This is a genomic window from Amycolatopsis sp. NPDC051045 (assembly GCF_040682955.1).
Taxonomy (GTDB): domain Bacteria; phylum Actinomycetota; class Actinomycetes; order Mycobacteriales; family Pseudonocardiaceae; genus Amycolatopsis.
Map to the genome: position 1 here is coordinate 344,728 of NZ_JBFBCC010000004.1, position 23,207 is coordinate 367,934.

The window sequence follows — 23,207 nt, forward strand, 5'->3', positions numbered from 1 at the left end:
GCATGTGGTGAACTTGTGCCGAGGCTGTGCGCCGGCTGTGCATCCGCCCGGCCACTTTGCTCATGGAGCCGGGGCCTCCGCGAAGGTGATCTCGAACTCCGCGCGTCCCGGACGGCTGGTCACGCCGACCCGGCCGCCGTGCGCGCCGACGACCGCGGCCACGATCGCCAGGCCGAGCCCGGTGCTCCCCGCCGCACGCGAACGCGAATTGTCGCCGCGGGCGAAGCGCTCGAAGATGTCCGGGAGGATTTCCGGCGGGATGCCCGGTCCGTCGTCGGCCACCCGGAGCCGCACCATGCCGTCCGAAGTGGACAGTTTGGTCGTCACCGTAGTGCCCGGCGGCGTGTGCGTGCGCGCGTTGGCCAGCACGTTGATCACCACCTGGTGCAGCTGACCCGCGTCGCCGAGGACGCCGATCGGCTCGCCGGGCACGTCCATCAGCCACTTGTGGTCCGGGCCCGCGACGTGCGCGTCCGCGACCGCGTCGGCCACCAGCCGGCTCAGGTCCACCCACTCGTGCACCACCGGCCGCCCGGAGTCGAGGCGCGCGAGCAGCAGCAGGTCCTCCACCAGCGTCGTCATCCGGCGCGACTCGGACTCGACGCGGCTCATCGCGAAGGCGACGTCCGGGGGCACCTGCTCGCCGCCGCGGCGGGTCAGTTCCGCGTACCCGCGGATCGCCGCCAGTGGCGTCCGCAGCTCGTGGCTCGCGTCCGCGACGAACTGGCGGACGCGGTTTTCGCTCGCGTGCCGCGCGGTCAGCGCGTTCGCGACGTGCTGCAGCATCCGGTTCAGCGCCGAACCGACCTTGCCGACTTCGGTGTTCGGATCGGTGTCGGCCTCCGGGACGCGTACCGACAGCGCGACTTCGCCGCGGTCCAGCGGCAGTTCGGAGACGCGCGTCGCGGTCTCGGCCAGCCGGTCGAGCGGCTGCATCGTGCGGCGGATCGTCGCCGCGCCGACCGCGCCCGCCACCAGGATCCCGGCGAGCGCGACGCCGCCGAGGATGAACCCGAGCTGCCAGAGCGTCTCGTTGACGTCCTTCAGCGGCAGGCCGATGACCGTCTTTTCCCCGCGGGGCGACGTCGTCGAGACGACGCGGTACTCGCCGAGGGTGCCGCCGAGGTCGATGCTGCGCTGCTTCCCGTCCGACGGCAGCGCGAGCAGGGCCAGCGTCTGATCCGTCGAGATGCCCTTGAACGGCGCCTTGCGCCGCGACGCCCCGGCCACGCTCGAGTCGAGCACCCCGGCCGAGGCGCTCGATCCGACCTGGACCACGGCGAGCGTGCCCTCACCCTGGCCGAGCACGCGCAGCGGGTCCGGTGGCGGCGCTTCGCCGTAGGGCCAGGGCGGTGGCCGATCCGCACCGTGCACCGCGCGCTCGCTCGCCGCGGCCAGCCGCTTGTCCTGCTGGCCGACGAGGAACTCGCTCAGCGCGAACTCGGTGACCACGCCGACGACCACGCACACCAGGGCGAGCAGCGCGGCGAGCTGGACGATCAGGCGCCGCCGCAGCGACCACGGTCGCCGGGCCCGCGAGGGGCGCGGTTCAGCCGGCGGGCTTGAGGACATACCCGGCGCCCCGCATGGTGTGGATCATCGGCTCGCGGTCGGCGTCGATCTTCTTGCGCAGGTAGGAGATGTAGAGCTCGACGATGTTGGCCTGGCCGCCGAAGTCGTAGCTCCACACGCGGTCCAGGATCTGAGCCTTCGACAGCACCCGCTTCGGGTTGCGCATGAGGTAGCGCAGCAGCTCGAACTCGGTCGCGGTCAGCGGCACCAGGTCGCCGCCGCGGTGCACCTCGCGGCTGTCCTCGTCCAAGGTGAGGTCCCCGACGACCAGCATCGACCCGCTCGCGCCGGTCACCCCGCCCGCCCGGCGCAGCAGCGCGCGCAGCCGCAGCGCCACTTCTTCGAGGCTGAACGGCTTGGTGACGTAGTCGTCGCCGCCGGCGGTGAGCCCGGCGATGCGGTCCTCGACCGCGTCCTTCGCCGTCAGGAACAGCACCGGCAGGTTCGGCGACTCGGACCGCATCCGCCGCAGCACCTCGAGGCCGCTGAAGTCGGGGAGCATGACGTCGAGGACGACGGCGTCGGGGCGGAAGTCGCGCGCGATCCGGACGGCCTCCGTGCCGTCGCCCGCGCTGCGCACCTCCCAGCCCTCCATCCGCAGGGCCATCGACACGAGCTCGGCCAGCGTCGCCTCGTCGTCGACGACGAGGACCCGCACCGGGCTCCCGTCGGCGCGGCGCAGATCGGCCTGGCCAGGGCCCGGTGACGTGGCGTTCACAGCGGTCATGGTGCCACCTTCCCGGCCCGGCGTCGGTGTTCGCTGTGAGGTCGCTGTGCGTTCGCTGTGAAGGTTCCCGCTTTCGGGGGCCCCTTTCGAGGCCGCTTTCGAGGCACAGCGCCCGCTGACGCTCCACACAGCGCAAACACAGCCGCGGCGGTGAACCTGACCGGGACCAGTGTGGGTACGACCGGAGGACACGATGACGACCGAGCCGACGCCGACCACCCCGCCCACGGGCGGCAACTGGGGCGACCCCGCCCCGGCCGCGCCGAAGAAGGGCTGGTCCGGCAAGAAGACGGCGATCGCGGCCGGCATCGCCGTGGTGATCGCGGCGGGCGGCGGTGCGGCGATCTGGGCGGGCACGAGCAGCGCCGACAACTCCGCTCAGGGCCCCGGCGGCCCGGGCGGTGGCCAGTTCCGCGGCCAGGGCATGCCGGGCGGCGGCTTCGGGGGCGGCGTGGCGGCGCTGCGGGAGGCGCTGCACGGCGACTTCGTCGTGGCGAACGGCAGCGGCGGCTACACGACCGAGCGCCTGCAGACCGGCGACGTCACCGAGCTGAGCGCCACGTCGGTGACGCTGACCAGCAAGGACGGCTACAAGCAGACGTACACGATCAACTCGTCGACCCAGAAGACGGGCGACGTGAAGACGGGCGACACGAACGTGACGGTGGTGGCCAAGGTCGAGGGCCAGGCGGCGACAGCGACCTCCCTCGGTCAGGGCTTCGAGGCGGGCCAGCGCCAGCCGGGCCAGCGCCGCAACGGCGGCGACTACTCGGCCCGCCCGACGAACTGACCCCGCGGTTCCCACGCGGGACCCCCGCCAGGGAACGCCCCGGTGCTGCGTCCCCTCCCGCCGCATCGGGGCAGTCCCGTCCCTCCGGCTCGCCGGTTAGGGCACAGTTGCGGGTGTGCAGGACATCAGGGGGTCGCTGAGACGGCAGTCGCTGCTGGTCGCCCTCGTCTGTGTCGTCTGCGACGCCGCCCTGTTCATCCTTCGCGGACCGCTCGGCGAATCCGGTTGGCGGGCCTGGGTCGTGCTGCTCGGCGGGGTGGCCGTCAACGCCGCCCTCGCCGGGGCCGCGCGGTACTCCGGGTGGGTCGCGCTGGCCCACGCCGTGCTCTTCGCCGGTGCGCCGCTGCTCCTCTGCACCTGTCACGGGTACATCACCGGCAACAACGCCGGCATCCTCATCGCCGGCTACCGGGCCGGGGCCTGGCTGCGGCCCAGACCCGCCGTGCTGGCGCTCGGTGCCCTGCTCGCCGGCGTCGCCGTCGGCTGCATCGAAGGCGGTGGCCGGACCGCGGCCGACTGGCGGCTGATCGCCATCAACGTCGGGGTCTCCGCCTTGCTGCCGTGGCTGGTCGGCCGGTACACGACCGCCCGGCGCGCCTACATCGCCGACCTCGAACGCGAAGCCGACGAACGCCGTCAGCACGAAGAAGAGGCCGTGCGCCGGGCCGTCACCGAAGAACGCACGACGATCGCGCGCGACCTGCACGACGTCATCTCCCACCACGTCAGCGCCATCGGCGTGCACGCCGGCGCGGCCCGGCTCGGGCTGCCCGACGGCGACTCGCGGGTGCGGAAGTCGCTCGGCGCGGTCGAGTCGGCGAGCCGCTCGGCGATGGCCGACCTGCGCCGGCTGCTCGACCTCCTGCACGCGGAAACCAACGCCGAACAGCCCGGCTTGGACAACCTCGACGAGCTGGTCGAGACCGTCCGCGCGGCCGGCCTGCCGACCCGGCTGACGCTGCTCGGCGAGCCGCGCGAACTGCCGGGTTCACTCGACATCGCGCTCTACCGGATCGCGCAGGAAGCGCTGACCAACGCGTTGCGCCACGGCCGAGGCCCGGTCGAGGTCGAGCTGAACCACGGCCGCACCGAGGTCGTGCTCACGGTGACCAACGGCCTGCGCGCGAACCGGACGGCCAAGGGCGAGCACGCGCACCGCGGGCTGGCCGGGATCCGCCAGCGCGTCACCCTGTTCGGCGGCCAGGTTTCCTACGGCGAGACCGACGGACACTGGCAGCTGCGCACGACCTTCCCGGTGGAGAGCACATGATCCGCGTCCTGCTGGCCGACGACCACGCGATGTTCCGCTCCGGGATGCGCGCGCTGCTCGACACCCAGCCCGACTTCGCCTGCGTCGGCGAGGCGTCCGACGGCCGCGAAGCCGTCGCCGAAACGGCCCGGCTGCGCCCGGACGTCGCGGTTCTCGACGTCCGGATGCCCCGCCTCGACGGCCTCGCCGCGACCGAGGCGATCCTGTCCGCACCCGGCAACGACACCCGCGTCCTCGTGCTCACCACCTACGACGCCGACGAGTACGTCTACCGCGCGCTGCGGGCCGGGGCGAGCGGGTTCCTGCTGAAGAGCCTGGCGCCGGAGGAGCTGGTCGCGGCGATGCGCGTGGCCGCGCGCGGGGACGCGCTGATCGACCCCTCGGTGACGCGGCGGCTGGTGGCGAAGTTCGCGACGGTGCTCGAACCCGCGGCCGCCGAACCACCCGAGCTGGCCCGGCTGACCTCCCGCGAACGCGAGGTGCTGCTGCTGCTCGCCGGCGCCTGCAGCAACGCCGAGATCGCGCGGAAGCTGCACGTCGGCGAGGAAACCGTCAAGACGCACGTGTCGCGGGTGCTCTCGAAGCTCGGGCTGCCGGACCGCGTGCACGCCGTCGTCTACGCCTACCGCCACAAGCTCGTCCCGGACGACCGGCCTGCTTAGACTGGGTGGATGAAGCGCTGGATCACCTTCGCGGTCGGGGTCGTGCTCGTGCTCGTCGGCGCCGTCTGGGTGCTCCAGGGGGTCGGCGTCATCACCGGCAGCTTCATGACCGGCCAGAAGCTGTGGTTCCTGATCGGCCTCGTCGCGTTCCTGGTCGGCGTGGTCCTGGTCGCGGCCAACCTGACCCGGCGCAAACCTACTTCGTGAAGATCTCGAAGATCGGGTAACCCGGCGCGATCTCGCGCAGCTTCTCGTCGGAGGCCTTGGCGTCGACGCCGTCGAAGAACACGCCGACCTCGAACTTCCAGCGCTTGAGGTAGGCGCGGAGGATGCCCGGCTTCTCGTCGTGGGCCAGCTCGCGGAAGGTGAACGTCTCGGTGCGGCGGCCGACGCGAAGGGTGCCCTGGCCGGCCGCACGCAGGTTGCGCACCCACTGCGTCTCGCCGCGCGGGGCGACCAGGTAGCGGACGCCGTCGACGGTCAGCAGGTTGACCGGGACCGAGCGCGGCTCGCCGCTCTTGCGGCCGACGACGGTCAGCACCCGGCTGCCCCAGACGCTCACGCCCAGCTTGGTCAGCTTCGCGACCATCTCGTTGAAGAGGTTGGTCGACTTCTTCGGCTTGATGTAGCGGGTGTCGGTCATGGTGTCCTCCGCAGCTTGGGAGAGCAGTGCTCTCGGTTAAGAGCAGTGAACACCAGAGCACTGCACGCTGTCAAGAGCGGTGCTCTCTATTTTGTGCGGCGCTCTCGTCGTGGCACACTGATCGCCATGACCGCCACCCGGACCGCACGCGAACGTGCCCGCGCCGAACTGACCCAGGAGATCAAGGACGAGGCCCGCCGCCAGCTCGCCGAGGTCGGCGCGCACGGGCTTTCGCTGCGCGCGGTGGCCCGGGAGCTGGGCATGGTGTCGTCCGCGATCTACCGGTACTTCCCGAGCCGCGACCGGCTGTTGACCGACCTGATCGTCGACGCCTACAACGCGATCGGCGAGGCAGCCGAGAAGGCGGACCCGGGCACCGGCGACCTCCGCGAGCGGTGGCTGGCGATCTGGCTGGGAACCCGCGACTGGGCTCGCGCGCACCCCCACGAGTACGCGCTGATCTACGGCTCACCGATCCCCGGGTACGCGGCCCCGCAGGAAACCGTCGTGCCGGCCTCCCGCGTCGCGCTCGCCCTGGTCAAGGTGCTCACGCACACCGAGCTGCGGGCGGTCGACGGCGAAGTCCCGCCCGAGTTGCGCGCGCAGGCCGAGGCGCTCACGAAGGTCCTCGGGATCATCGCCGGTCCCGAAACCGTCGCGCGGCTGCTCATGGCGTGGACCCAGCTGTTCGGCGCGATCAGCTTCGACCTGTTCGGCCAGTACGTGGGCAGCGTGGACCCGGCCGACGCGTTCTTCGCCCACTCGGCGAAGCGGATGGCGGAGTTCGTCGGCCTCTAGGCTGGGGCGAGAGTCCAACGGCGGAAGGCGGCACGACGTGACGGAGTGGGCCGGGAAGGTCGACAGGATCCGGGTGATCGGGACCGGGGTGATGGGCCGCGGGATCGGCCAGCTCGCCGCGACCGCGGGAGCGACCGTCGAACTGGCCGACGTACGGGGTGAAGCCGTCGCCGAGGCCGTCGGGTTCATCGGCGGGATGATCGACAAGCTCGCCGCCAAGGGCAAGCTGGGCGAGGACCCGGAGACGGTCAAGGCCCGGCTGGTGCCGGTGGCCGCGCCCGACGCCCCCGCGGACGGCGTCGACCTCGTGATCGAAGCCGTGCGGGAGGACCTCGCGACGAAACGCGCCCTGTTCGCCGGCCTCGAGCGCGTCTGTCCACAAGAGACGATCTTCGCGACCAACACCAGTTCGCTGTCGGTCACCGAGATCGCCGCCGAACTGGCCGAGCCCGGCCGGCTCGTCGGGCTGCACTTCTTCAACCCGGTGCCGCTGATGCGGCTGGTCGAGGTCGTCCCGGGCGCGCGCACGCACGACTGGCTGCCCGGCCAGGCGCTCGAGCTGGTCCGGAGCTGGGGCCACGAGCCCGTGCTCGCGAAGGACGCGCCCGGCTTCCTGGTCAACCACGCCGGTCGCGGCCTGAACACCGAAGCGCTGCAGATCCTCACCGAGGCGCTGGCCGAGCCCGCCGACGTCGACCGCGTCGCCCGTGACGTCCTCGGCTTGAAGCTCGGCCCGTTCGAGCTGCTCGACCTGACCGGCCTCGACGTGTCGCACGCAGTGCTGGAGAGCATCTGGAGCGGCTTCCACGGCGACCCGCGGCTGCGGCCGTCGTGGCTGACCCGGCCGCGCGTGGCCGCCGGCTTGTTCGGGCGCAAGAGCGGCGAAGGCTTCTACTCCTACGCCGACGGCAAGGCGGTGGTCGACGAAGAGCCGGCGGCTCCGCCGAAGCCGTCGAGCCCGGTGTTCACCGCGGACGAGCCGCTGGCGCGCGTGCTCTCGTCCGCCGGCGTGCACGTGGTGTCCGACGCCTACCCGGACGCGGTCCTGTTCGTCCCGCTCTACGGCGAGTCCACAGTGGATGCCGCGATCCGCGCCGGGCTCCCGCTGGACCGCGTCGCCGGTGTCGACCCGCTGGGCGGCTACGAACGCCGCCTGACGATGTCGGTGCACCCCGGCCTCGATCCGGTGGCGGCCCGCGCCGCCTGGGGTGCGCTGGCCGCGACCGGCCGCCCCGTGACGGTCGTCCGCGACGGGCCCGCCCCGATCGCCCAGCGCCTGCTGGCGTCGATCGTCAACACGGCGTGCTTCATCGCGGGTCAGCACCTGGCGACGCCGTCGGACATCGACACGGCGGTCCGCCTCGGCCTCGGCTACCCGCGCGGCCCGCTGGCCTGGGGCGACCTCGTCGGCGGTGACGTGGTGCTGCGCATCCTGCACGGCCTGACCGCGGCCACCGGGGATCCCCGCTACCGGCCGAGCCCGTGGCTCACCGAGCGCGTCGCCCTCGGCCTGCCGTTGACGACGGCCGGGACGACGCCGGAGAGCTTGCGCTCTTCTTGACGCGAAAGCGAAATCGGCGCAGGCCGCCTCCGGATTCCGGAGACGGCCTGCGCCGGTTTGTTTCAGTCGGTCCGGTTGCCCGTCACCAGTGGTAGTCCCGTGCCCCGGCGGGGAGGGTGAAGGTGATGTAGCCGCCTTCGAAGTCGCTGCGGTACATCCCGTTCGTGATGTACTCGTCCGTCTTCGGGTAGTGCAGGTAGGAGTACTCCCACCCGAGCGCTGCCCACCTCTTCCGGATCTCGCCCTTCACCATGTGGGCGCCGGTGCTCGTCGTGAAGTAGATCGAGCCGCCGAGGCTGAAGTGGTTGTAACGGCCGCGGCCGTCCGGCGTCCCGAGCTCGTCGGTCGCCGGATAACCCAGACCACGCTCGTAATCCAGCGCCGCCCACTTCCGCCAGATCTCACCGTAGATCGCGTGCGCACCCGTCGCGGCCGTGTAGTAGATCGACCTGGTGGTGTTGCCGTTCTTGGTGAAGTGGTTGTAGCGGCCGATGCCATCGGGCGTCCCGAGCTCGTCGGTCGCCGGATAACCCATGCCACGCTCGAAGTCCAGCTCCGCCCACTTCTTCCGGATCTCACCGGAGATCGCGCGCGCACCCGTCGCAGTCGTGTAGTAGATCGAACCCACGTTGCTGCCGTTGATGAAGTGGTTGTAGCGGGCCACACCGTCCGGCGTGCCGAGCTCGTCGGTCGTCGGATAACCCAGACCACGCTCGTAATCGAGTGCCGCCCACTTCTTCCGGATCTCACCGTAGATCGCGTGCGCACCCGTCGCGGCCGTGTAGTAGATCGAACCCACGTTGCCGTTGTTGACGAAGTCGTTGTGCTGGGCCACGCCGTCCGGGCTCGTCACGGTGTCGGACGTCGGCGGGCCGAGCACGCTGTGCCCGCCGAAGGCGAGGTACTTGTCCAGCACCGGGCCGGTGACGTACCTGGTGCCGGTCGCGGCGTTCCAGTACAGCCGGCCGTTCGCGTAGACCCGGTAGTGGACCGAGCCGTCGGTGACTTCCGCCGCCGTCGGCGCCCCGAGCTTCGCCGACAACTCCGGATCGGCGTCGTAGCGCTGGTCGATCGGGGTCGCGTAGTTCGCCGTCAGCGTCAGGTCGGCCGTGCCGACGGTGATGATCCAGCTGGTGTCCGCCGGGCCGTCCTGCCAGCCGGTGAACTTCGAGACGCCGTCGATGGCCAGTGGCGCGGCCTCGACGTCGAAGGAAGCCCCTTCGGTGACCATGGCCGAGTTGACCCCGCCCTCCACCGGGATGCTCAGCGCCGCGGGCTGCGTGCTGCGCAAGGTGATCCGGTGCTGCCGCGGCATCGCCGTGTAGGTCTTGGACGTGGTGACGCCCGCGGCGTCGGTCACCGTCGCGGTGAACTCCATCCGGGAGTCCGGGTGCTCGGTGAACGGCTGCGCGAAGCTCTCCCCGGTGCCGCCGACGCCCGGGTGCGCATGGCAGGTCGCTTCGCTCGGGCAGTGCCGCACCGCCGTCGTCCAGGTGACCGGCAGCGTGCCGTCCTCCGCGTCGGTCGCGGTGGCGCTGAGGGCGACCTCCTGGTTCACCGCGAAGGTCGCGGTGTCCCGGGGCGAGGTCAGGGTCAGCTCCGGGGTGTGGTTCCCGGGCGCGACCACGATGGTGGCCTCGCCGGTGAGCCCCAGCGGGTCCCGGACCGTCAGCTTCGCGGTGAACGACTCCGTGCCCGCCGCGTAGGCGTGCGACACCTTCGGGCCGGCGTCGGAGGCGGTGGTCCCGTCCCCGAAGTCCCAGTCGTACTTCAGCGCATCGTTGTCGTAGTCGACCGAAGCCGAGCCGTCGAACGACACGGTGCGGGTGTCCGGGTTCGTCGACGTCGAGGCCTTGGCGACCGGCGCGGTGTTGGTGGCCGAGTAGGTCAGGCGGCGCAGGTTGCCGGACAGGATGTCGGAGTAGACGATGTCGCCGTTCGGCGCCGCCGCGAACTTCGTCGGGCCGCCGATGCCGGTGAAGACCGGCGGGTTCTCCGGGGCCTGCGTGAGCTGGCCCTGGTCGTCGTACCGCAGCGTCCAGATCTTCTGCGCCACGTAGTCGCCGAAGAAGTACGAGCCGCGGTAGGCCGCCGGGTAGCTGGATCCGTTGTAGACGATGCCGCCCGTGACGCTGTTGCCCGTCATCACCCCTTCGCCGTGCGGGAGCTCGAAGAGCGGCGGCTGGTTCGCCACGCCGGCGCATCCCGCCAGGCCGCTGTAGCCGGGGGTCTGGTGGTTGCCCTCCCAGCACGGCCAGCCCTGGTTGGCGCCGCGCTGGACGACGTCGACCTCTTCCCAGTTGCTCCAGCCGACGTCGCCGGCGACCGGCAGGCCGAGGTTCGGGTCGATGCTGAAGCGGAACGGGTTGCGGAACCCGCGCGCGAACACCTTGCTCGCCGTCGAGGCCGGGTTGGCCGCGTCGTAGTACGGGTTCCCCGGCACGCCCTTGCCGTCGGCGGTCAGGTGCAGGATCTTGCCGTACGGCTGGTTGATGTCCTGGGCGCGCAGCGCGTTCGGATCCACCTGCCGGAAGTCGCTGTTGTCGCCGAAGGACGTCCACAGCGTCCCGTCCGCGGCGGCGATGACGCCGTTGATGGCGTGGACGTTGAAGATGCCCGGCACTTCGAGCAGCGACTGCTCACCGGTCAGGCCGGCCGGCGCACCCGCCGCGTCCACGGTCACCGTGAACCGCGACAGCCGCATGACGAAGCCGCCGGAGGTGTTGATCGACCGGGTGAGGTAGATGTTGTGCGACGTCGGGTAGTCCGGCGCCACGGCCAGCCCGACGAGACCGAGGTCCTCGTCGGTGCGGACCGGCAGTGTCGCGATCGTCTTGCCGGCCCCGGTGACCGGCAACCAGCGGACGCGGCCGTCCTTGCCGGTGACGAAGACGGAGTTGTCCGGCAAGTAGGCGAAGTCCGTGAGTTTGTACTGCCCCAGTCCGGAATCGGTGTCCCGCAGCACGAACCCCTGCGGGAGTGTTGCCGCCGCCGCCACCCCCGTGGACACGACGGGCAGCAACGCCCCGGTCATTACTGCTGCCACCAGTGCGTGACGCAGTGCGCGAAGTTTTCGCAAGGCCATCTGGCCCCCCTTCCCAAGCGATCACTTATCGCCGGACGAGGGGGGCCAGTTGCACTGCGGCGGGTGAATTTACCCGACTGTGACCCTACAGTCCGTAACGGGTGGTATCCCGTTACGGGACGACCTGGACGACGTCACCGATGTGCAGCGTGTTGAAGAACTTCAGGGACGCGCCCGCCGACAGGTGGATGCAGCCGTGCGAGTACACCGAAAGGCTGCCCGTGTGGAAGGCGTCGCCCGGGTAGAAGAACACCGAGTTCGGCATTTCCGCGTTGTCGAATTCCTTCGACAGGTGCATCTTTTCCTTCGACAGCACGTGGAACGTGCCGGTCGGCGTCTCATAGCCCTTGCGGCCCGGCAGCATCGGCACCGGACCGTAGACGACCTTGCCGCCCTGCAGCAGCCACGCCTTGTGCGCGGAGATGTCGACGCACGCGGCGGTGCCCGAGGCCGCGGCGGCCGCCGCGCACGGGACGCCCGGGTCCGCCGCGGGTTGCGGCTTCGGCGTCGGCTTCGGCTTGGGCTTGGCCGAGGTGCTGGTCGGCGTCGGCTTCGGTGTCTTGGACGTCGGGGTGGGCGTCGGCGTCGCGACGGTCGACGTCGGCGTGGGCGTGGCGCTCGAGGTCGTCGGCGTCCCGCCGCCGGTCCCCGCCGCGGCGACGGCCCCGCCGCCCGCGTTCGCGCCACCGGCCGAGCCCCCGCCGGAGCAAGCGGCCAGCACGAACGCGGTGGCCAGCGCGGCCGCTCCCGCCAGAAGCCTTTTCACGATCCGGTACCCCCAGCTGTTCGATCATCGCGTTTGGACACCGATAAAGACGGCGATCACCCGGTCGAGGTTCGTCTGCGAAGGTCACGATTGGGTAGATGCTCACTCTCGGCTCACCCCGTCACCCGAACCCGTCACGTTCCGGATTCGCGTGGTGGCGCCGAGTACCGCACTCGGTACCGCGGGCGCGACGTCGATCGCGCTCAGCCGCTGACGCGCCCCAGCATCCGCGCGTACATCCGGCCCGGGCTCGGCACCGACGCCGGCACCAGGAACCCCGGCAGCGGCGGCAGCCCGCCGACGAACGCGCCGAGCCGCTCGTACAGCACGGCAGCACCGGCCGGGCGGGCTTCCGGGTCCTTCGCCAGCATCTCGGCGAGCAGGGCGTTGAGCGGCTTCGGAACGCCCGGCACCGGCGGCGGCAGCTCCTTGACCTGCCGCTCGAACACCGCGTACGCCGTGGGCCCGTCGAAGAGCCGCCGCCCGGTGAGCATTTCGTGCAGCACGCAGCCCAGCGCGTAGAGGTCGCTCCGCGGTTCGGCGCCGCCCCGCTGGATCTGCTCGGGAGCCATGTACGACGGCGTCCCCAGCAGCTGTCCGGCCCGCGTGAACTGCGCCGCGTCGGCTTCGCGGAGCACGGCCAGCCCGAAGTCCATCACCTTCACGCCGCCGTCGGGCCCGAGCATCAGGTTGGACGGCTTGAGGTCGCGGTGGCAGACCGCGAGCGCGTGGGCGGCGGTCAGCACCGCGCACGCCTGCGCGGCGATCGCCGCCGCCCACGGCACCGGCAGCGGCCCGTGCTCGGCGAGCAGGTCGGCGACCGTCACGCCGTCGACGAACTGCATGACCTGGAACAACCGGTCGTCGTGGGTGCCGTAGTCGTACAGCGTCGGCACGCCGGGGTGGTCGAGCGTCGCCAGGATGCGGGCCTCCCGCGCGAAGCGGGCCTCCAGCTCTTCGTCGCGGCCCGGCAGCCTGAGCAGCTTGATCGCCACGCGCCGGCCCAGCCTGCGGTCGTACCCGCCGTGCACCGCGCCCATCCCGCCGCGGCCGAGCGGCAGCTCGTCGAGCTCGTAGCGGTCGGCGATCAGCATCCGTTCCCCTATTGGCCCGGCCTGAGCCGTCCTTCGACAAGTCCTGCGAAGCCTAGCCGGACCAGCTCACGGCCCGTTTCGGCCGCCTCGCGCAGGACGGTGTCGAACTCGGCGAGGTTCCGGAAGACCCGGCCGTGCTCGCGCTGGACGGCGATCGGCAGCCGCGGGATCCGCACGCGCCTGCCGTCGATCCGGGTGGACGCGGACGTGGCGGGCAGGTCGGCCGCACGCAGGCAACCGGCCAGGAAGTCCGCGTCCAGCCGCTCCGGGTCGACGCGGTACACGGTCAGCCCGGCGTCCACCGGCCGTGACGGTCCACTGTGGACGTAGGCGATGCCGGTCACCGACGCGACGACGTCACCGGCCTCGGCCAGGGGGTGCTCCGCGTCCGCGCGCGCCGCCGCGTGCTTGACCTCGACCACGCCGGCCTTCACCAGCTCGCCGATCGTCGTGAACGCCGGTTCGGCCTCCGCCGCTTCGAGGGGCGGCAGCTGCGGAGCCAGCTCGGCGAACTTTCGCTGCACGGCTTGGAAGGCCTGGCCGAGGTCCTCGTCCCTGGCCCGGCGGCGGGCCGGCGTCAGGTCGACGTCGTCGTCGAGCAGGTCGATGATCCGGACCCCGGATTCGGGCCGGGCCAGGAACTCCCGCCAGCTTTCCTCCACTGTGGACAGCTCGTCGCCCGCTTCGCCGAGCAGCACGGTGGACGGCGCGCGCTCGCCGGGAGCCGGCCGCCGCAGCAGCCAGAGGTCGGGACCCGCCGAGGCCAGCGTGAGGACCGCGCGGACCGCGCCCGCGCGCAGCAGGTTGCCGCGGATGCGCTTGCCGCTGCGCCGCCCGGCCGCGGCGCCCGGCATCAGGATCGCCACCGTGCCCCCGGGTTCGACGTGCGCGAGGCAGTGCTGCACCCAGGCGAGCTCGGGTTCGCCGCGCGGGGGCAGGCCGTACTCCCACCGCTCGTCGCCCACCAGCTCGTCGTGCCCCCAAGCCCGTTCGTTGAACGGCGGATCGCACAGCACCGCTTCGGCGGTCCGGCCGGCGAAGGCGTCTTCGCGCAGCGCGTCGACCGCGTAGACCTCGGCCTCGATGCCACGCAGCTTCAGCCGCAGCGCGGCGATCGACGCCGTCATCGGGTCACTGTCCTGGCCCAGCACGGTTTTCGCGCCGCTCGCCAGCGCGAGCGCGCCGAAGCCGCACGCGGGGTCGAGGATCGTCGACACCGGACCGGCGAGCCGGGCCATCAGCTCGGCGATCGGCTCCGGCGTGGTCGACAACCGCCGCGAGTGCGCCTCGAAGTACCTGCGGCACAACAGTTCGAACGCCTCGACGGGGCCGGATTGGTGCGTCATCTCGCTGAGCAGCGTGAGCAGTTCCGGGTCGTCGATGGTTCGGTCGAAGCTGCCGAAGATCCCGGCCTGGAAGGCGAAGAAGCCCCCGGCGCGGCTGACGCGCTCGGCGAGGTCGAGGTCGTCGCCGAGGGCGCGCAAGCGCTGCCACGCGCGTTCGCCGGCGCTCAGCTCGAACTTCTTGCCGCGAGCCCGGAACCAGCCGGTGACGGCGGAGAGGCCGAACAGCGGGCTCGACGCCGTGCCGCCGACCGGCGGCGGGAAGTCCGGGTAGCGGCGCCGCCAGTTGCTGACCGCGGCCCGGCCGACCCCGGCGAGCCGTGCGATGTCGGCCGCGCTGACCGTGGCGTCGTCGTCCATGGCGAGGACTGTATCGGAGGATGGTCCATTCAGTCGTCTCGCTTGTGAACTCAGTCAACCAATGCTTTCATGGGGGCATGACACACGATCGGTACGTCCTGCGGTACGCCGCCGGGTCGGACGTGGGCAAGCGACGCCGGGTCAACGAAGACGCGGTCTACGCGAGTTCCCGCCTGCTCGCCGTCGCCGACGGCATCGGGGGTCAGCCGCACGGCGAGGTCGCCAGCGCGACGGCGGTCGACGTGCTGCGCGAGCTCGAAGTCGACCTGCGTCGAATCGATCTGACGAACATCGACCTGGCCGCGACCCTGGCCGGCGTGGTCAAGTCGATCGACGCGCGCCTGCACGAAGTCGTCACCCAGGAGCCGACGACCGATGGCATGGGCACCACGCTGACGGCCCTGCTCTTCGACGGTGTCGAGTTCGCGGCGGCCCACATCGGCGACTCCCGCGGCTACCTCCTGCGCGACGGCGGCCTGCGCCGGCTGACCCGCGACCACACGCTCGTACAGGCCCTGGTCGAGGACGGCCGCGTCGCCGCGGAGGACGCCGAGTCGCACCCGCGCCGGTCACTGCTGATGAAGGCGTTGCAGACGGCGGGTTCCGGCGACCCCGACATCTGGACGTTCACGGCGAAGCCCGGCGACCGCTACCTGCTCTGTTCGGACGGCCTGAGCGGCCCGGTTTCCGAAGCCACCATGCGCGACGTACTGGCGGCCGGTTCGGAGCCGGCCGAGGTGATCCCGGAGCTGATCCGCCTGGCCAACGAAGGCGGCGGCCCGGACAACATCACGTGCGTCGTCGCCGACGTCACGCCCTGAAGGCCGCCTGCTCAGACCCGCCTTCCGAGTCCCTCGGGGGCATCCGGTATCGTCTCCTGCGGAGGATTGGCCGAGCGGCCTAAGGCGCACGCTTGGAAAGCGTGTTGGGTTCACGCCCTCGCAGGTTCGAATCCTGTATCCTCCGCCGCAGTAACCAGCGGAAACGCCGGGTGTCCCAGCTTCGGGACACCCGGCGTTTCTCGTCTTAGTCTCAGTTCTAGTCTCATTTGGCCCTGGTCAGGCCACCTCTAACGCGCCTTCGCCGTCGTCCGAGGCGGTTTCCGGCGGTGCCCAGAGCAGCCCGTCAACCCGGCTGGCCACGCCCCGGCGAATGCGGTCGGTCACGTGCTGGTACCGCGCGGCCATGGAGGTGCTGGACCACCCCATGATGGACATCACGGTCCGCTCGGGGACCTCCAGCAGCAGGAGAACCGTCGCGGCGGTGTGCCGGGCGTCGTGAAGCCGCCGCTCCCCCACCTTGGCTTCGCGCAGCAGCTCCTTCCAGTGGTGGTAGTCGGTGTTCGGCACCAGCGGCTGACCGGTCGGCTTGGTGAAGACGTAGCCGGTCTCCTCCCAGAGGTCGGCCGCTAAGGCGCGCTCCTGGGCCTGGGCCGCCTGGTGCCGCACCAGCAGCAGCGCGAGCTGCTTGGGGAGCCCGATGTACCGCTTACCGGCCCGCGACTTCGTGGGCGCAGTCTCCCGGCGCGTCGAGACGCGCTGCGGGCAGTACCCGGCGAACTTCCGGCCGCACGGCGTCGAGCAACCGTGCTTGTACTTCGGCCGGAGCCGGTTCCGTCGTACGCCGATTTCGGGCGTGTGGTGCTCGAAGCACTCGGCACAGAACGGGGACTGGTGCTTCTTACACGCCCGGTCCCAGCGGTCCCAGTTCACGTCGGGCCACTGAATCCCCAGGGCCTCACCCTGGCGGAGACCCAACGCGAGGGCGATAGCCCACCGGGCGCTGTTTCGCCTACGCGCGGCGGTTTCCAGGATGCGCTGGATCTCGTCGACGTCGTACGGCTCGTAGTCCTGCTCCTCCACCTTCGGGGCACGAGCCAGTTCCGCCGGGTTGTCCGTGATGATTTTGCTTCTTGGCTTCCTTGAGCGCGGTACGGATGGTGCGGTGAACCTGATGCACCCGGCCGGCGGCGGACCCCTCACGCATCATCTTGCGGTAGAGCTTTTCCAGGTGATCGGGCTCCAGCCTGTCGCCCGTGTGCGAACGCTGGAGACGGTGCGCGCCCACGCCCGGGATGAGGTGAACCCGGCACGCCACTTCGTACGCATCCCACGCGTTCTCGTGATGGTCGGCGGCGCGACAATGTTCTCAAGCCAGTGGGTCAGCCAGGACTCAACGGTCCAGTTCTGCCCAGCCCTCCGAACGCGCCCTTCGTCGCGCTCGTTCTCCCACTCCCGCACCTTGTTCCGGACCTTGGCCTCATCCTTGGACATGGTGTGACGGCGGTCCGGCTTCCCGTTGTCCTTGCGGCCGACCGTCACGCGGCCGTGCCAGTGGCGGTCGCTTTCGCTGAAGTAGACGCTGCTCGCGCCGTTCGGAGCGCGCGTGCCCGCGGGGCGCTTCTTCCTTGCCATTGAAATTCCTTCCTCAGGCGGCGGCCTCGCCGGCGGAACCGGCGATCAGGCGAGCGGCGAACGCGTCGATGGCGGATACGGAGATGCGGCGGAGCCGGCCGATGCGGACGGATTCCAGTGCGCCGGAACGAACCAGGCTGTAAGCCGTCGTGCGGCCGATGCCGAGCCGTTCCCCGGCCTCTTCGACAGTCAGGAGCACGCGTGGCGGCAGCGGTCGGGGTGCCGGCCTCCGGTCGTCGTCGTGCGTCGCGAGGCGTTCGGCGAGCTGGGCGAGACTGGCGGCAAGCTGAGCGATTTCGTTGGCGGTAGCCATTGGTGGTGAGCCCTTCGGGTCGTGCTGTCGGTGGCGGTGATGCGCATGGGCTCTCCTCGGGTCTGATGTGGTCGGTTGTCGGTGTTGAGGGGGGTAGCCGTCCCAGCCGTCCCAGCCGTCCCATCGCAGGTCAGCCCTGGGACGGCTTGGTTGTTTGGGACGGCTTGAGCCGTCCCAGGGACGGGTTGCGGGCGGTTCGGGCCGCCACGGCGGGCGGGTGCGTGGGACGGCTGGTGCCGTCCCACGTGGGGTAGCCGTCCCAGGGCTGAGCTGGGCGGGGACGCTTGGGACGGCTGGGACGGCTACCCCTCTGGCGGGTGTCAGGCGGACCGTGCGCGGCGGATTGGCGTGACGTCTCCGCCGGGGCCGGTGCTGTCCTTTTCGGACCGCTCCGGGGGCGGCGGCGTCGCGGGAAGGTCGGGGCAGTAGCGCCCCCACGAGTCGGTGAAGTCGGCGCGGCTGTAGCCCTTGGCCTGCGGACCGTTGTCGGGGCGGATGTTGCCGGAGCGGATGCCGTACTCCCGCAGCAGCTTCGCGAGCCTGGCCGGGGTGAGCCCGGTCGGCCCGTAGCCGCACCACGGTGCCTCGGGGTCGCCGTTGAGTCGGGACAGCAGCTCGGTGGTGGGCAGCTCCGGCGATGCGCCGAACGCGGCGTGGCAGTCGGTGAGCAGGCGGACGCCGGTGCTGCTGTCGTTGTCCTCTTCAGCGGTGGCGGTGAGGGCGACGACGGCGGCGCGGGCGCGGGTGGGCCAGTGGCCGGCGGCGTGGTCGGCGATGATGACGAGCGGTTCCCAGGTGTCGGCGGCGCGGTCTTCCACGGGCATCTCCGGTTCGGCGGCTTCCAGGGTGGCGAGGTCGGTGCGCAGCCAGGCGCGCAGGTCGTCGGCGAGGGTCCGTAGGGCGGGCCGGTCGCGACGGTGCCGGTAGGGGGCAACGGTTTCGCCGGGGGCGCGGCGGCGCATGCGGGCGATGACGGCGCGGTCCTCGATGGTGTCGGGCATCGCGCCGATCCCGGCGAGGGCGGCCATGGCGAAGGTGGGGATGGACTCGACGCGGTTGGTGGCCGCGTCGTAGCGCTTGGCCGGGCGGTTGCGCTGGTGTCCGGCGTTGAGCAGCCCGCGCAGGTCCTCGTTCCCTTCGGCTTTCGGCCCGAAGATCGTGTCTGCTTCGTCGACCAGCACGGTGGGCGGGTCGTCCGAAATGGACCGGTAGACCGCAGCTGACGAGCTGTTGACGGTGATGAACGGGTTGTGGCAGGTGGCTTCGACGACGTCGAGCAGCCGGGACTTCCCGCAGCGCTTCTCCGGTCCCCGGATCACTAGGCGCGGGGCGTGTGCCCAGGCGGGTTGGGCGTGGGTGGCGGCGATCCAGAGGGCGATGGCGTCGGCGGTCTCGGGGCTGGGCAGGGACACGTACCGGGTGAGCGCGGCCCGCAGCGAGTCGAGCAGCGCGGCTCCGTCCGTCGCAGACATGTCGTGATCGGTCATCGGTCCTCCCCTGTCGTTCGGCGTGCTGGTCGTCATCAGGCGGCCTCTCGCGTGGCGATCCAGGCGTCGACCCGCGCCCACGACGCGGCGGCCTGTGCGCGGATCTGGTGCGGCGTCAGGGCGGGCCGGGTCGCGACGGCGCGGCGGCGTCCGAGTTCGGCGTAGGTCGGCGCGGCGGCGAGGGCGCGCCAGTCGGCGGCGGCCGACACGGCGTGGGAGGTCTCCCGCAGCGTGCGGCGGCGGTCCCACTCGATCCATTCGGCGAGGAGTTCGACGACGTGCGGGCTGGTGTTGAGCAGTCGCCAGGCGGCGGCGTCGAGGATGAGCGAGCGGTACTCAGCAAAGGTGATCGTGACCCGGGTGGCCGAGCCGGCGGCGGTGGTGTGCGTGGTCAAGGCAGGTCCTGACGTCAGTCACACGGAGTGACGGTGTGTGGGTGCGTTAAGCCAGGGCTAGGGCCGGGTAGTGCTGGCGCTAGCCTGGTTTTCCGGGTGTTTCCGCAGGTCGGAGCGGGATGGGTCTAGGGTGCTAGTGCGCTGGTCACGACTGCTGCGGGTGTCTAGAGGAGGGGTCTAGGTCTAGGGGCGGTCCAGTCTAGGACGCGCACCGCCCCTAGCCTGCGAGACTGGTTACGCTCGGTTGTTCTTGGCGGTGGTGAGGGCCTCGCGGGTGTAGCCGTTGCGGTTGGCTCCCTTGCCGGTGTCGGGGTCGGTGCTCCACACCTGCTTGGGCTTGACGCCGTAGGGCTTGAGCGCAGTGGCGAGGTTCTGCGCGGTCCAGCCCCGATACTGCGCCGGCCGCAGCTCGGCGAGCCGGGTCACGATGGCGTCGGACCAGAGCTTGTCCTCACCCCGGGCGAACACCGCGATGGTGTCGGCCAGCGGGTCCAGCCGCGCGGCCTCGACGTCCACGGCCTCACCGGCGGCGTAGCCGGTGATGTTGCCCAGCGCCTCGCGGCGTGCGCGGGCGCCGGCGGCGATCTTCTTGGCGTCGGTGGCGTCCTTGTAGACGCTGCGCACGATCTGCGCGTCGTCACCTTCGCCGGCGAGGTAGCCGATGCCCCGGTCGGAGCGGGCGAACATCGTGGCGCGGACCCCGGACTTGTACTGGCTGGTGCCGAGAACCATGTCGTTGGCCTGCTGTCCCATCACCTTGAGGCAGAACCGCAGGATGGCGTTGGCGGAGATGCCGGTGGGCAGCGACTTCGCGTCCGGGCGCTGGGTGGCCAGGATCAGCGTGATCCCCAAGGCGGGGCCGCGCTTGACCAGGTCGGTGCAGATCTCCTCCAGCTCCTCGCCGTGCTCGGGGTGCTCGAACCACACCTGGCACTCATCTACCCCGACCACGATCGGCGCGAGCCGCAAGTCCGTGCGCGCGGCCAACTCTGGGGTGACCTTGTTGTCCGGGCAGACGGACTCGGGCAGGTTGCGGATCACCTTGGTGCGGCGGCGCATCTCCTCGCGCAGCTCCCGCATCTCCACCACCATGCGTTCGATGTCCTCGGGGTCGTCACCGACGCCGTAGCCGTGCGCACACTGGCCCAGCGGGGACAGGTCGCCGGTGCCTTTGAGGTCGTAGGCGTAGAGCACCGCCCGCGGGTCCAGGGCGGCGATCAGCAGCAGTTCCCGCAGCGTGACCGTCTTGCCCATGCGCGGGACCGCACCGATCACCATGGACGCGAACATCAGCGTGATGGGCACCCAGCGGCCGCGCTGGTCGGTGCCGAACGGCTGGGCCTTGAACAGGTCGACCGTCGCGCCCGGCTTGGCCAATGGCCATGGCTTCTGCTTGGCCTTGGACATGTCGATGTCCCCGACCCACAGGACCAGCCGTCCTTCGTGGACCTTCGCGTCTCCCTCGGGCCACACGCACCCGATCTGGCGGCGCAAAGCGGAGGACAGCTCGTCGCGCTTGGCGATGATGTCGCCGGCCGTGACACCCAAGGGCAGGTCGACGTCGGCGCGCCAGCCGTCGCCGTCGCGGGCGATCGGGTTGGGGAACTCGATGCGCTTGCCCTTGGCGTAGGCCTGGTTCAGGCCACCGATCCCGAGGGAGCAGAGGGCGTCTTCGATCATCGACGACGTCAGCTTGGGTGTCTTGACCGAGTCCACGGCGCGGCCGACGACGGCTTGTCCGCCGGGGCGCCCCACCAGCCCACGATCGTCATCGCGACGACCAGGCCGGTCCAGTTCCAGAACGGCTCCACGAACGTGATGCACAAGTAGACGATGGCCAGCAGCACGCACACGGCGAACATCACCGGTCCCATGCGGCGGCGCACGGTTTCGTTGCGGATCTCGCGCAGCTTCATGTACAGCTCGGCGTCGGCCCGGTCGCGGGCGTTCATGCGCACCGGGTGGGACTCCGCGTCGTACACCCACGCCCGCAGGCGGGCGACCAGGCGGCCGGTCGCGCCGAACGAGCGCAGGAACGCGGTCGGCACGTACACCGGCACCCGCAGCGCGTGGAACGCGGTGGTGTGGGCGGCGTAGCGGACCAGGAACCGGGCCCGCGACTTGAACTCTTCGGCGGAGGTCAGCCAGCGCGCGACCAGCGGCCGGGCAGTGGCGTGGCCGGCGGACTCCCACCACGTCGCCCTGGTCGCGGGCGGGTCGACCAGCCGCACGACCGTGCCGGGCTCGGTGTCGTCGGTGGCGGGCCGGTCCTGCTCCGGGATCTCTTCCGGCGTGCGGGCGGTGTCGGGGCGGATCGGGACGACGTTCCCGGCGCGGGTGACGGCGGTGTCGGTGGCGGCCGGGTCGGCGTTCGTGGCGGCGTTCACGGGCGTGTCGGCCGGGGTGTTCGTGGACGGGTCGGGTGTGCTGTTCACGGGAAGAGGCCCTTCGGATTCGGGTCCGTTCACGGACTCGGGGGTGTGGTCGGCGGTGGTGGACATCAGGCGGCCTCCTCCTGGTCGACGGTCACGGGCTGTTCGGCGGGCACCGGCAGGGCGGCCGGGGCGGTGGTCTCGGCGATCAGGTCGTCAGCGACGTTCTTGCTGGTGCCGCGTGAAATCTCCGGGCACACGGACCGGACCCAGGCCGGGGTGATGTCGATGCCCGGCGCCCACGCGGCGCGGGCGTCGGCCAGGTAGTCCCCGCGCAGCTTCCGAGCGGGCTTGGCGGCGGGCTTGCGGGCCGGACGGCGACGCGGCCGGGCGACCGGTGCGGCCTTCTCCCCCGCGCTGTCCTCCAGCGGGACGGCGGGCACGGCGGCCGGAGCGGCGGCGGCCTGCTCTCCCGTGAACGCCGTCCCGCCGGCGGCCATGACGGCTTCGGTGAGCTTGTCCCGCAGCACCGGCGCGGTCTCCGCCGCGAGGAACACCAGCACCGGCGGTACCGAGTGCAGCACCACCCCGGCCACGTCCAGGTGCATCCAGGACTTCCAGGTGTTCATCACGTAGGTGGCCAGGAACGCGAACCACTTCGTCCGGTGCGCCCACCGACCGGTGTCAACCTGGTACCGAGCGGTCACCTGCTCCGCCCGCAGCACTGCCACGAGCACCAGCGACACCATCGGGTCCAGCAGCCACCCCGCCAGCCACCCGAGCGACCAAGTGGCCGCGCCGGCGGCGGCGAAGGACTGGACGTTGACCATGGTGAACGCGAGGCCGAGGAAGATTCCGAGCCAGATCACTGCATCGATCTGCGTGCGGACCTTCTCCACGCGCAGTGCCACCACGTCGGGGTGGTTGGCCAGTCGCCGGACCTGCGCGGCGGTGGCGGCGTCCTGGGCGAGCTTGTCGGCTTCGGTGAGCGGCTGGTGCTTCGCGTCCTGCGGAGCCAGGGTTTCCGTGCTCATCAGCTCTGCCCCCATTCCGTGCCGTTCTTGCGCTCCCACTGGTCCTTGCGGCCTTCCAGCTCTGCGTTGAGGACCTGGCGGCGTTCGTTGTCGTTGAGCTGCGCGAGAACGCCCAGGCGGTCTGCGGGCTTCATGCCGGACAGCAGCACGTGGACGACCGCGGCGTCGATGGCGTCCTCTTCGGTCTTCTTCTTGCCGAACATCAGCGACGACCCCCACGGGTGGTGTGGACGATTTCGGTGATGGCCATCAGCCGCACGATCGTCGCGGCAGCCAGCAGCGCCGGGACGATTAGCGCGATCCAGGTCGCGGTGGTGTTCTGGATCTTCACGATCACCAGCCACTGGACGAACGCGATGATCGCCGTGGCCAGGATCAGGCGGATCGTGTTGCCGGTCATGCGGGTGACCTCGCGAACGCCCTTCTGCGCCCGGATCGCGGACTTGCGGCCGGAGCGCCACACGGAGAACACCCCGACCAGCGCGAGCCCACCGAGGACCATCAGCATCTGAGTGGACATC

General features: G+C 71.1%; 24 protein-coding genes and 1 tRNA gene. 8 read left to right on the forward strand and 17 right to left on the reverse strand.

Annotated elements, in window-relative coordinates; genetic code table 11:
* Positions 1 to 60: 60 nt before the first annotated feature.
* Positions 61 to 1,572, reverse strand: a complete 1,512-nt coding sequence (locus tag AB0M80_RS12765; protein ID WP_364562896.1) for an ATP-binding protein — start codon at positions 1,570 to 1,572, stop codon at positions 61 to 63.
* Positions 1,550 to 2,299 carry a response regulator transcription factor gene (locus AB0M80_RS12770; protein ID WP_364562898.1) on the reverse strand — a complete coding sequence of 250 codons (750 nt, stop codon included), beginning with the start codon at positions 2,297 to 2,299 and terminating at the stop codon, positions 1,550 to 1,552. The genes AB0M80_RS12765 and AB0M80_RS12770 overlap by 23 nt, the downstream gene beginning before the upstream one ends.
* A 193-nt stretch (positions 2,300 to 2,492) precedes the next feature.
* Here AB0M80_RS12770 and AB0M80_RS12775 point away from each other — a divergent pair, with 193 nt between their 5' ends.
* From AB0M80_RS12775 to AB0M80_RS12790, 4 genes are all read left to right on the forward strand, one after another.
* Positions 2,493 to 3,089 carry a hypothetical protein gene (locus AB0M80_RS12775; RefSeq protein WP_364562901.1) on the forward strand — a complete coding sequence of 199 codons (597 nt, stop codon included), beginning with the start codon at positions 2,493 to 2,495 and terminating at the stop codon, positions 3,087 to 3,089.
* A 115-nt stretch (positions 3,090 to 3,204) separates the two neighbouring features.
* Positions 3,205 to 4,359, forward strand: coding sequence for a histidine kinase (locus AB0M80_RS12780; RefSeq protein ID WP_364562904.1), 1,155 nt, complete (start codon positions 3,205 to 3,207; stop codon positions 4,357 to 4,359).
* Positions 4,356 to 5,021, forward strand: a complete 666-nt coding sequence (locus tag AB0M80_RS12785) for a response regulator transcription factor (RefSeq protein ID WP_364562906.1) — start codon at positions 4,356 to 4,358, stop codon at positions 5,019 to 5,021. The genes AB0M80_RS12780 and AB0M80_RS12785 overlap by 4 nt, the downstream gene beginning before the upstream one ends.
* A gap of 9 nt (positions 5,022 to 5,030) precedes the next feature.
* The gene (locus AB0M80_RS12790) at positions 5,031 to 5,228 is read left to right on the forward strand and encodes a hypothetical protein (protein WP_364562909.1); all 198 of its coding nucleotides are present in this window, start codon (positions 5,031 to 5,033) and stop codon (positions 5,226 to 5,228) included.
* On the opposite strand, the gene AB0M80_RS12795 is transcribed toward AB0M80_RS12790, so the two are convergent.
* Entirely contained in the window at positions 5,218 to 5,664 is a 447-nt protein-coding gene (locus tag AB0M80_RS12795; protein ID WP_364562910.1) for a nitroreductase family deazaflavin-dependent oxidoreductase, read from the reverse strand. The genes AB0M80_RS12790 and AB0M80_RS12795 overlap by 11 nt on opposite strands.
* 126 nt (positions 5,665 to 5,790) lie before the next feature.
* Between AB0M80_RS12795 and AB0M80_RS12800 the strand changes: the two genes are divergently transcribed.
* Together AB0M80_RS12800 and AB0M80_RS12805 are read left to right on the forward strand one after the other, a co-directional pair.
* Positions 5,791 to 6,462: a TetR/AcrR family transcriptional regulator gene (locus AB0M80_RS12800; RefSeq protein WP_364562913.1), complete on the forward strand. Its 672-nt coding sequence runs from the start codon at positions 5,791 to 5,793 to the stop codon at positions 6,460 to 6,462.
* Positions 6,463 to 6,499: 37 nt separating this feature from the next.
* Positions 6,500 to 8,023, forward strand: a complete 1,524-nt coding sequence (locus AB0M80_RS12805; RefSeq protein ID WP_364562915.1) for a 3-hydroxyacyl-CoA dehydrogenase — start codon at positions 6,500 to 6,502, stop codon at positions 8,021 to 8,023.
* An 82-nt stretch (positions 8,024 to 8,105) separates the two neighbouring features.
* Here the strand turns inward: AB0M80_RS12805 and AB0M80_RS12810 are convergent, their stop codons facing one another.
* From AB0M80_RS12810 to AB0M80_RS12825, 4 genes are all read right to left on the reverse strand, one after another.
* A complete protein-coding gene (locus AB0M80_RS12810; protein ID WP_364562918.1) occupies positions 8,106 to 11,108 on the reverse strand; it encodes a PQQ-dependent sugar dehydrogenase in 3,003 nt (1,000 codons plus the stop codon).
* Between the two features lie 112 nt (positions 11,109 to 11,220).
* Complete coding sequence (locus tag AB0M80_RS12815; RefSeq protein ID WP_364562921.1) at positions 11,221 to 11,874, reverse strand: L,D-transpeptidase; 654 nt, start codon at positions 11,872 to 11,874, stop codon at positions 11,221 to 11,223.
* A gap of 203 nt (positions 11,875 to 12,077) precedes the next feature.
* The gene (locus tag AB0M80_RS12820) at positions 12,078 to 12,968 is read right to left on the reverse strand and encodes a serine/threonine-protein kinase (protein ID WP_364562924.1); all 891 of its coding nucleotides are present in this window, start codon (positions 12,966 to 12,968) and stop codon (positions 12,078 to 12,080) included.
* Positions 12,969 to 12,976: 8 nt separating this feature from the next.
* Positions 12,977 to 14,671, reverse strand: a complete 1,695-nt coding sequence (locus AB0M80_RS12825) for an N-6 DNA methylase (protein ID WP_364562927.1) — start codon at positions 14,669 to 14,671, stop codon at positions 12,977 to 12,979.
* A gap of 77 nt (positions 14,672 to 14,748) precedes the next feature.
* Here AB0M80_RS12825 and AB0M80_RS12830 point away from each other — a divergent pair, with 77 nt between their 5' ends.
* Together AB0M80_RS12830 and AB0M80_RS12835 are read left to right on the forward strand one after the other, a co-directional pair.
* Positions 14,749 to 15,492 carry a protein phosphatase 2C domain-containing protein gene (locus AB0M80_RS12830; RefSeq protein WP_364562930.1) on the forward strand — a complete coding sequence of 248 codons (744 nt, stop codon included), beginning with the start codon at positions 14,749 to 14,751 and terminating at the stop codon, positions 15,490 to 15,492.
* Positions 15,493 to 15,552: 60 nt separating this feature from the next.
* Positions 15,553 to 15,637: transfer RNA gene (locus AB0M80_RS12835), tRNA-Ser, on the forward strand.
* Positions 15,638 to 15,729: 92 nt separating this feature from the next.
* On the opposite strand, the gene AB0M80_RS12840 is transcribed toward AB0M80_RS12835, so the two are convergent.
* From AB0M80_RS12840 to AB0M80_RS12885, 10 genes are all read right to left on the reverse strand, one after another.
* Positions 15,730 to 16,533, reverse strand: a complete 804-nt coding sequence (locus AB0M80_RS12840) for a site-specific integrase (RefSeq protein WP_364562932.1) — start codon at positions 16,531 to 16,533, stop codon at positions 15,730 to 15,732.
* A gap of 123 nt (positions 16,534 to 16,656) precedes the next feature.
* Entirely contained in the window at positions 16,657 to 17,085 is a 429-nt protein-coding gene (locus tag AB0M80_RS12845) for a hypothetical protein (RefSeq protein WP_364562935.1), read from the reverse strand.
* A 13-nt stretch (positions 17,086 to 17,098) separates the two neighbouring features.
* Positions 17,099 to 17,398 (reverse strand): helix-turn-helix domain-containing protein, encoded by a 300-nt coding sequence (locus AB0M80_RS12850; protein WP_364562938.1) that lies wholly within the window; start codon positions 17,396 to 17,398, stop codon positions 17,099 to 17,101.
* A gap of 320 nt (positions 17,399 to 17,718) precedes the next feature.
* On the reverse strand, positions 17,719 to 18,885 hold the full coding sequence (locus AB0M80_RS12855; protein WP_364562941.1) for a DUF3631 domain-containing protein: 1,167 nt from the start codon (positions 18,883 to 18,885) through the stop codon (positions 17,719 to 17,721).
* Positions 18,886 to 18,920: 35 nt separating this feature from the next.
* Complete coding sequence (locus AB0M80_RS12860) at positions 18,921 to 19,280, reverse strand: hypothetical protein (RefSeq protein ID WP_364562944.1); 360 nt, start codon at positions 19,278 to 19,280, stop codon at positions 18,921 to 18,923.
* A 234-nt stretch (positions 19,281 to 19,514) separates the two neighbouring features.
* Entirely contained in the window at positions 19,515 to 21,035 is a 1,521-nt protein-coding gene (locus AB0M80_RS12865; RefSeq protein WP_364562946.1) for an FtsK/SpoIIIE domain-containing protein, read from the reverse strand.
* Positions 20,969 to 21,715 (reverse strand): hypothetical protein, encoded by a 747-nt coding sequence (locus tag AB0M80_RS12870; protein ID WP_364562949.1) that lies wholly within the window; start codon positions 21,713 to 21,715, stop codon positions 20,969 to 20,971. The genes AB0M80_RS12865 and AB0M80_RS12870 overlap by 67 nt, the downstream gene beginning before the upstream one ends.
* A 65-nt stretch (positions 21,716 to 21,780) precedes the next feature.
* Positions 21,781 to 22,686, reverse strand: coding sequence for a hypothetical protein (locus AB0M80_RS12875; protein ID WP_364562952.1), 906 nt, complete (start codon positions 22,684 to 22,686; stop codon positions 21,781 to 21,783).
* Positions 22,686 to 22,889: a hypothetical protein gene (locus AB0M80_RS12880; RefSeq protein WP_364562955.1), complete on the reverse strand. Its 204-nt coding sequence runs from the start codon at positions 22,887 to 22,889 to the stop codon at positions 22,686 to 22,688. The genes AB0M80_RS12875 and AB0M80_RS12880 overlap by 1 nt, the downstream gene beginning before the upstream one ends.
* Positions 22,889 to 23,206, reverse strand: a complete 318-nt coding sequence (locus tag AB0M80_RS12885) for a hypothetical protein (protein WP_364562958.1) — start codon at positions 23,204 to 23,206, stop codon at positions 22,889 to 22,891. Before AB0M80_RS12885 ends, AB0M80_RS12880 begins: the two co-directional genes overlap by 1 nt.
* Position 23,207 lies beyond the last annotated feature (1 nt).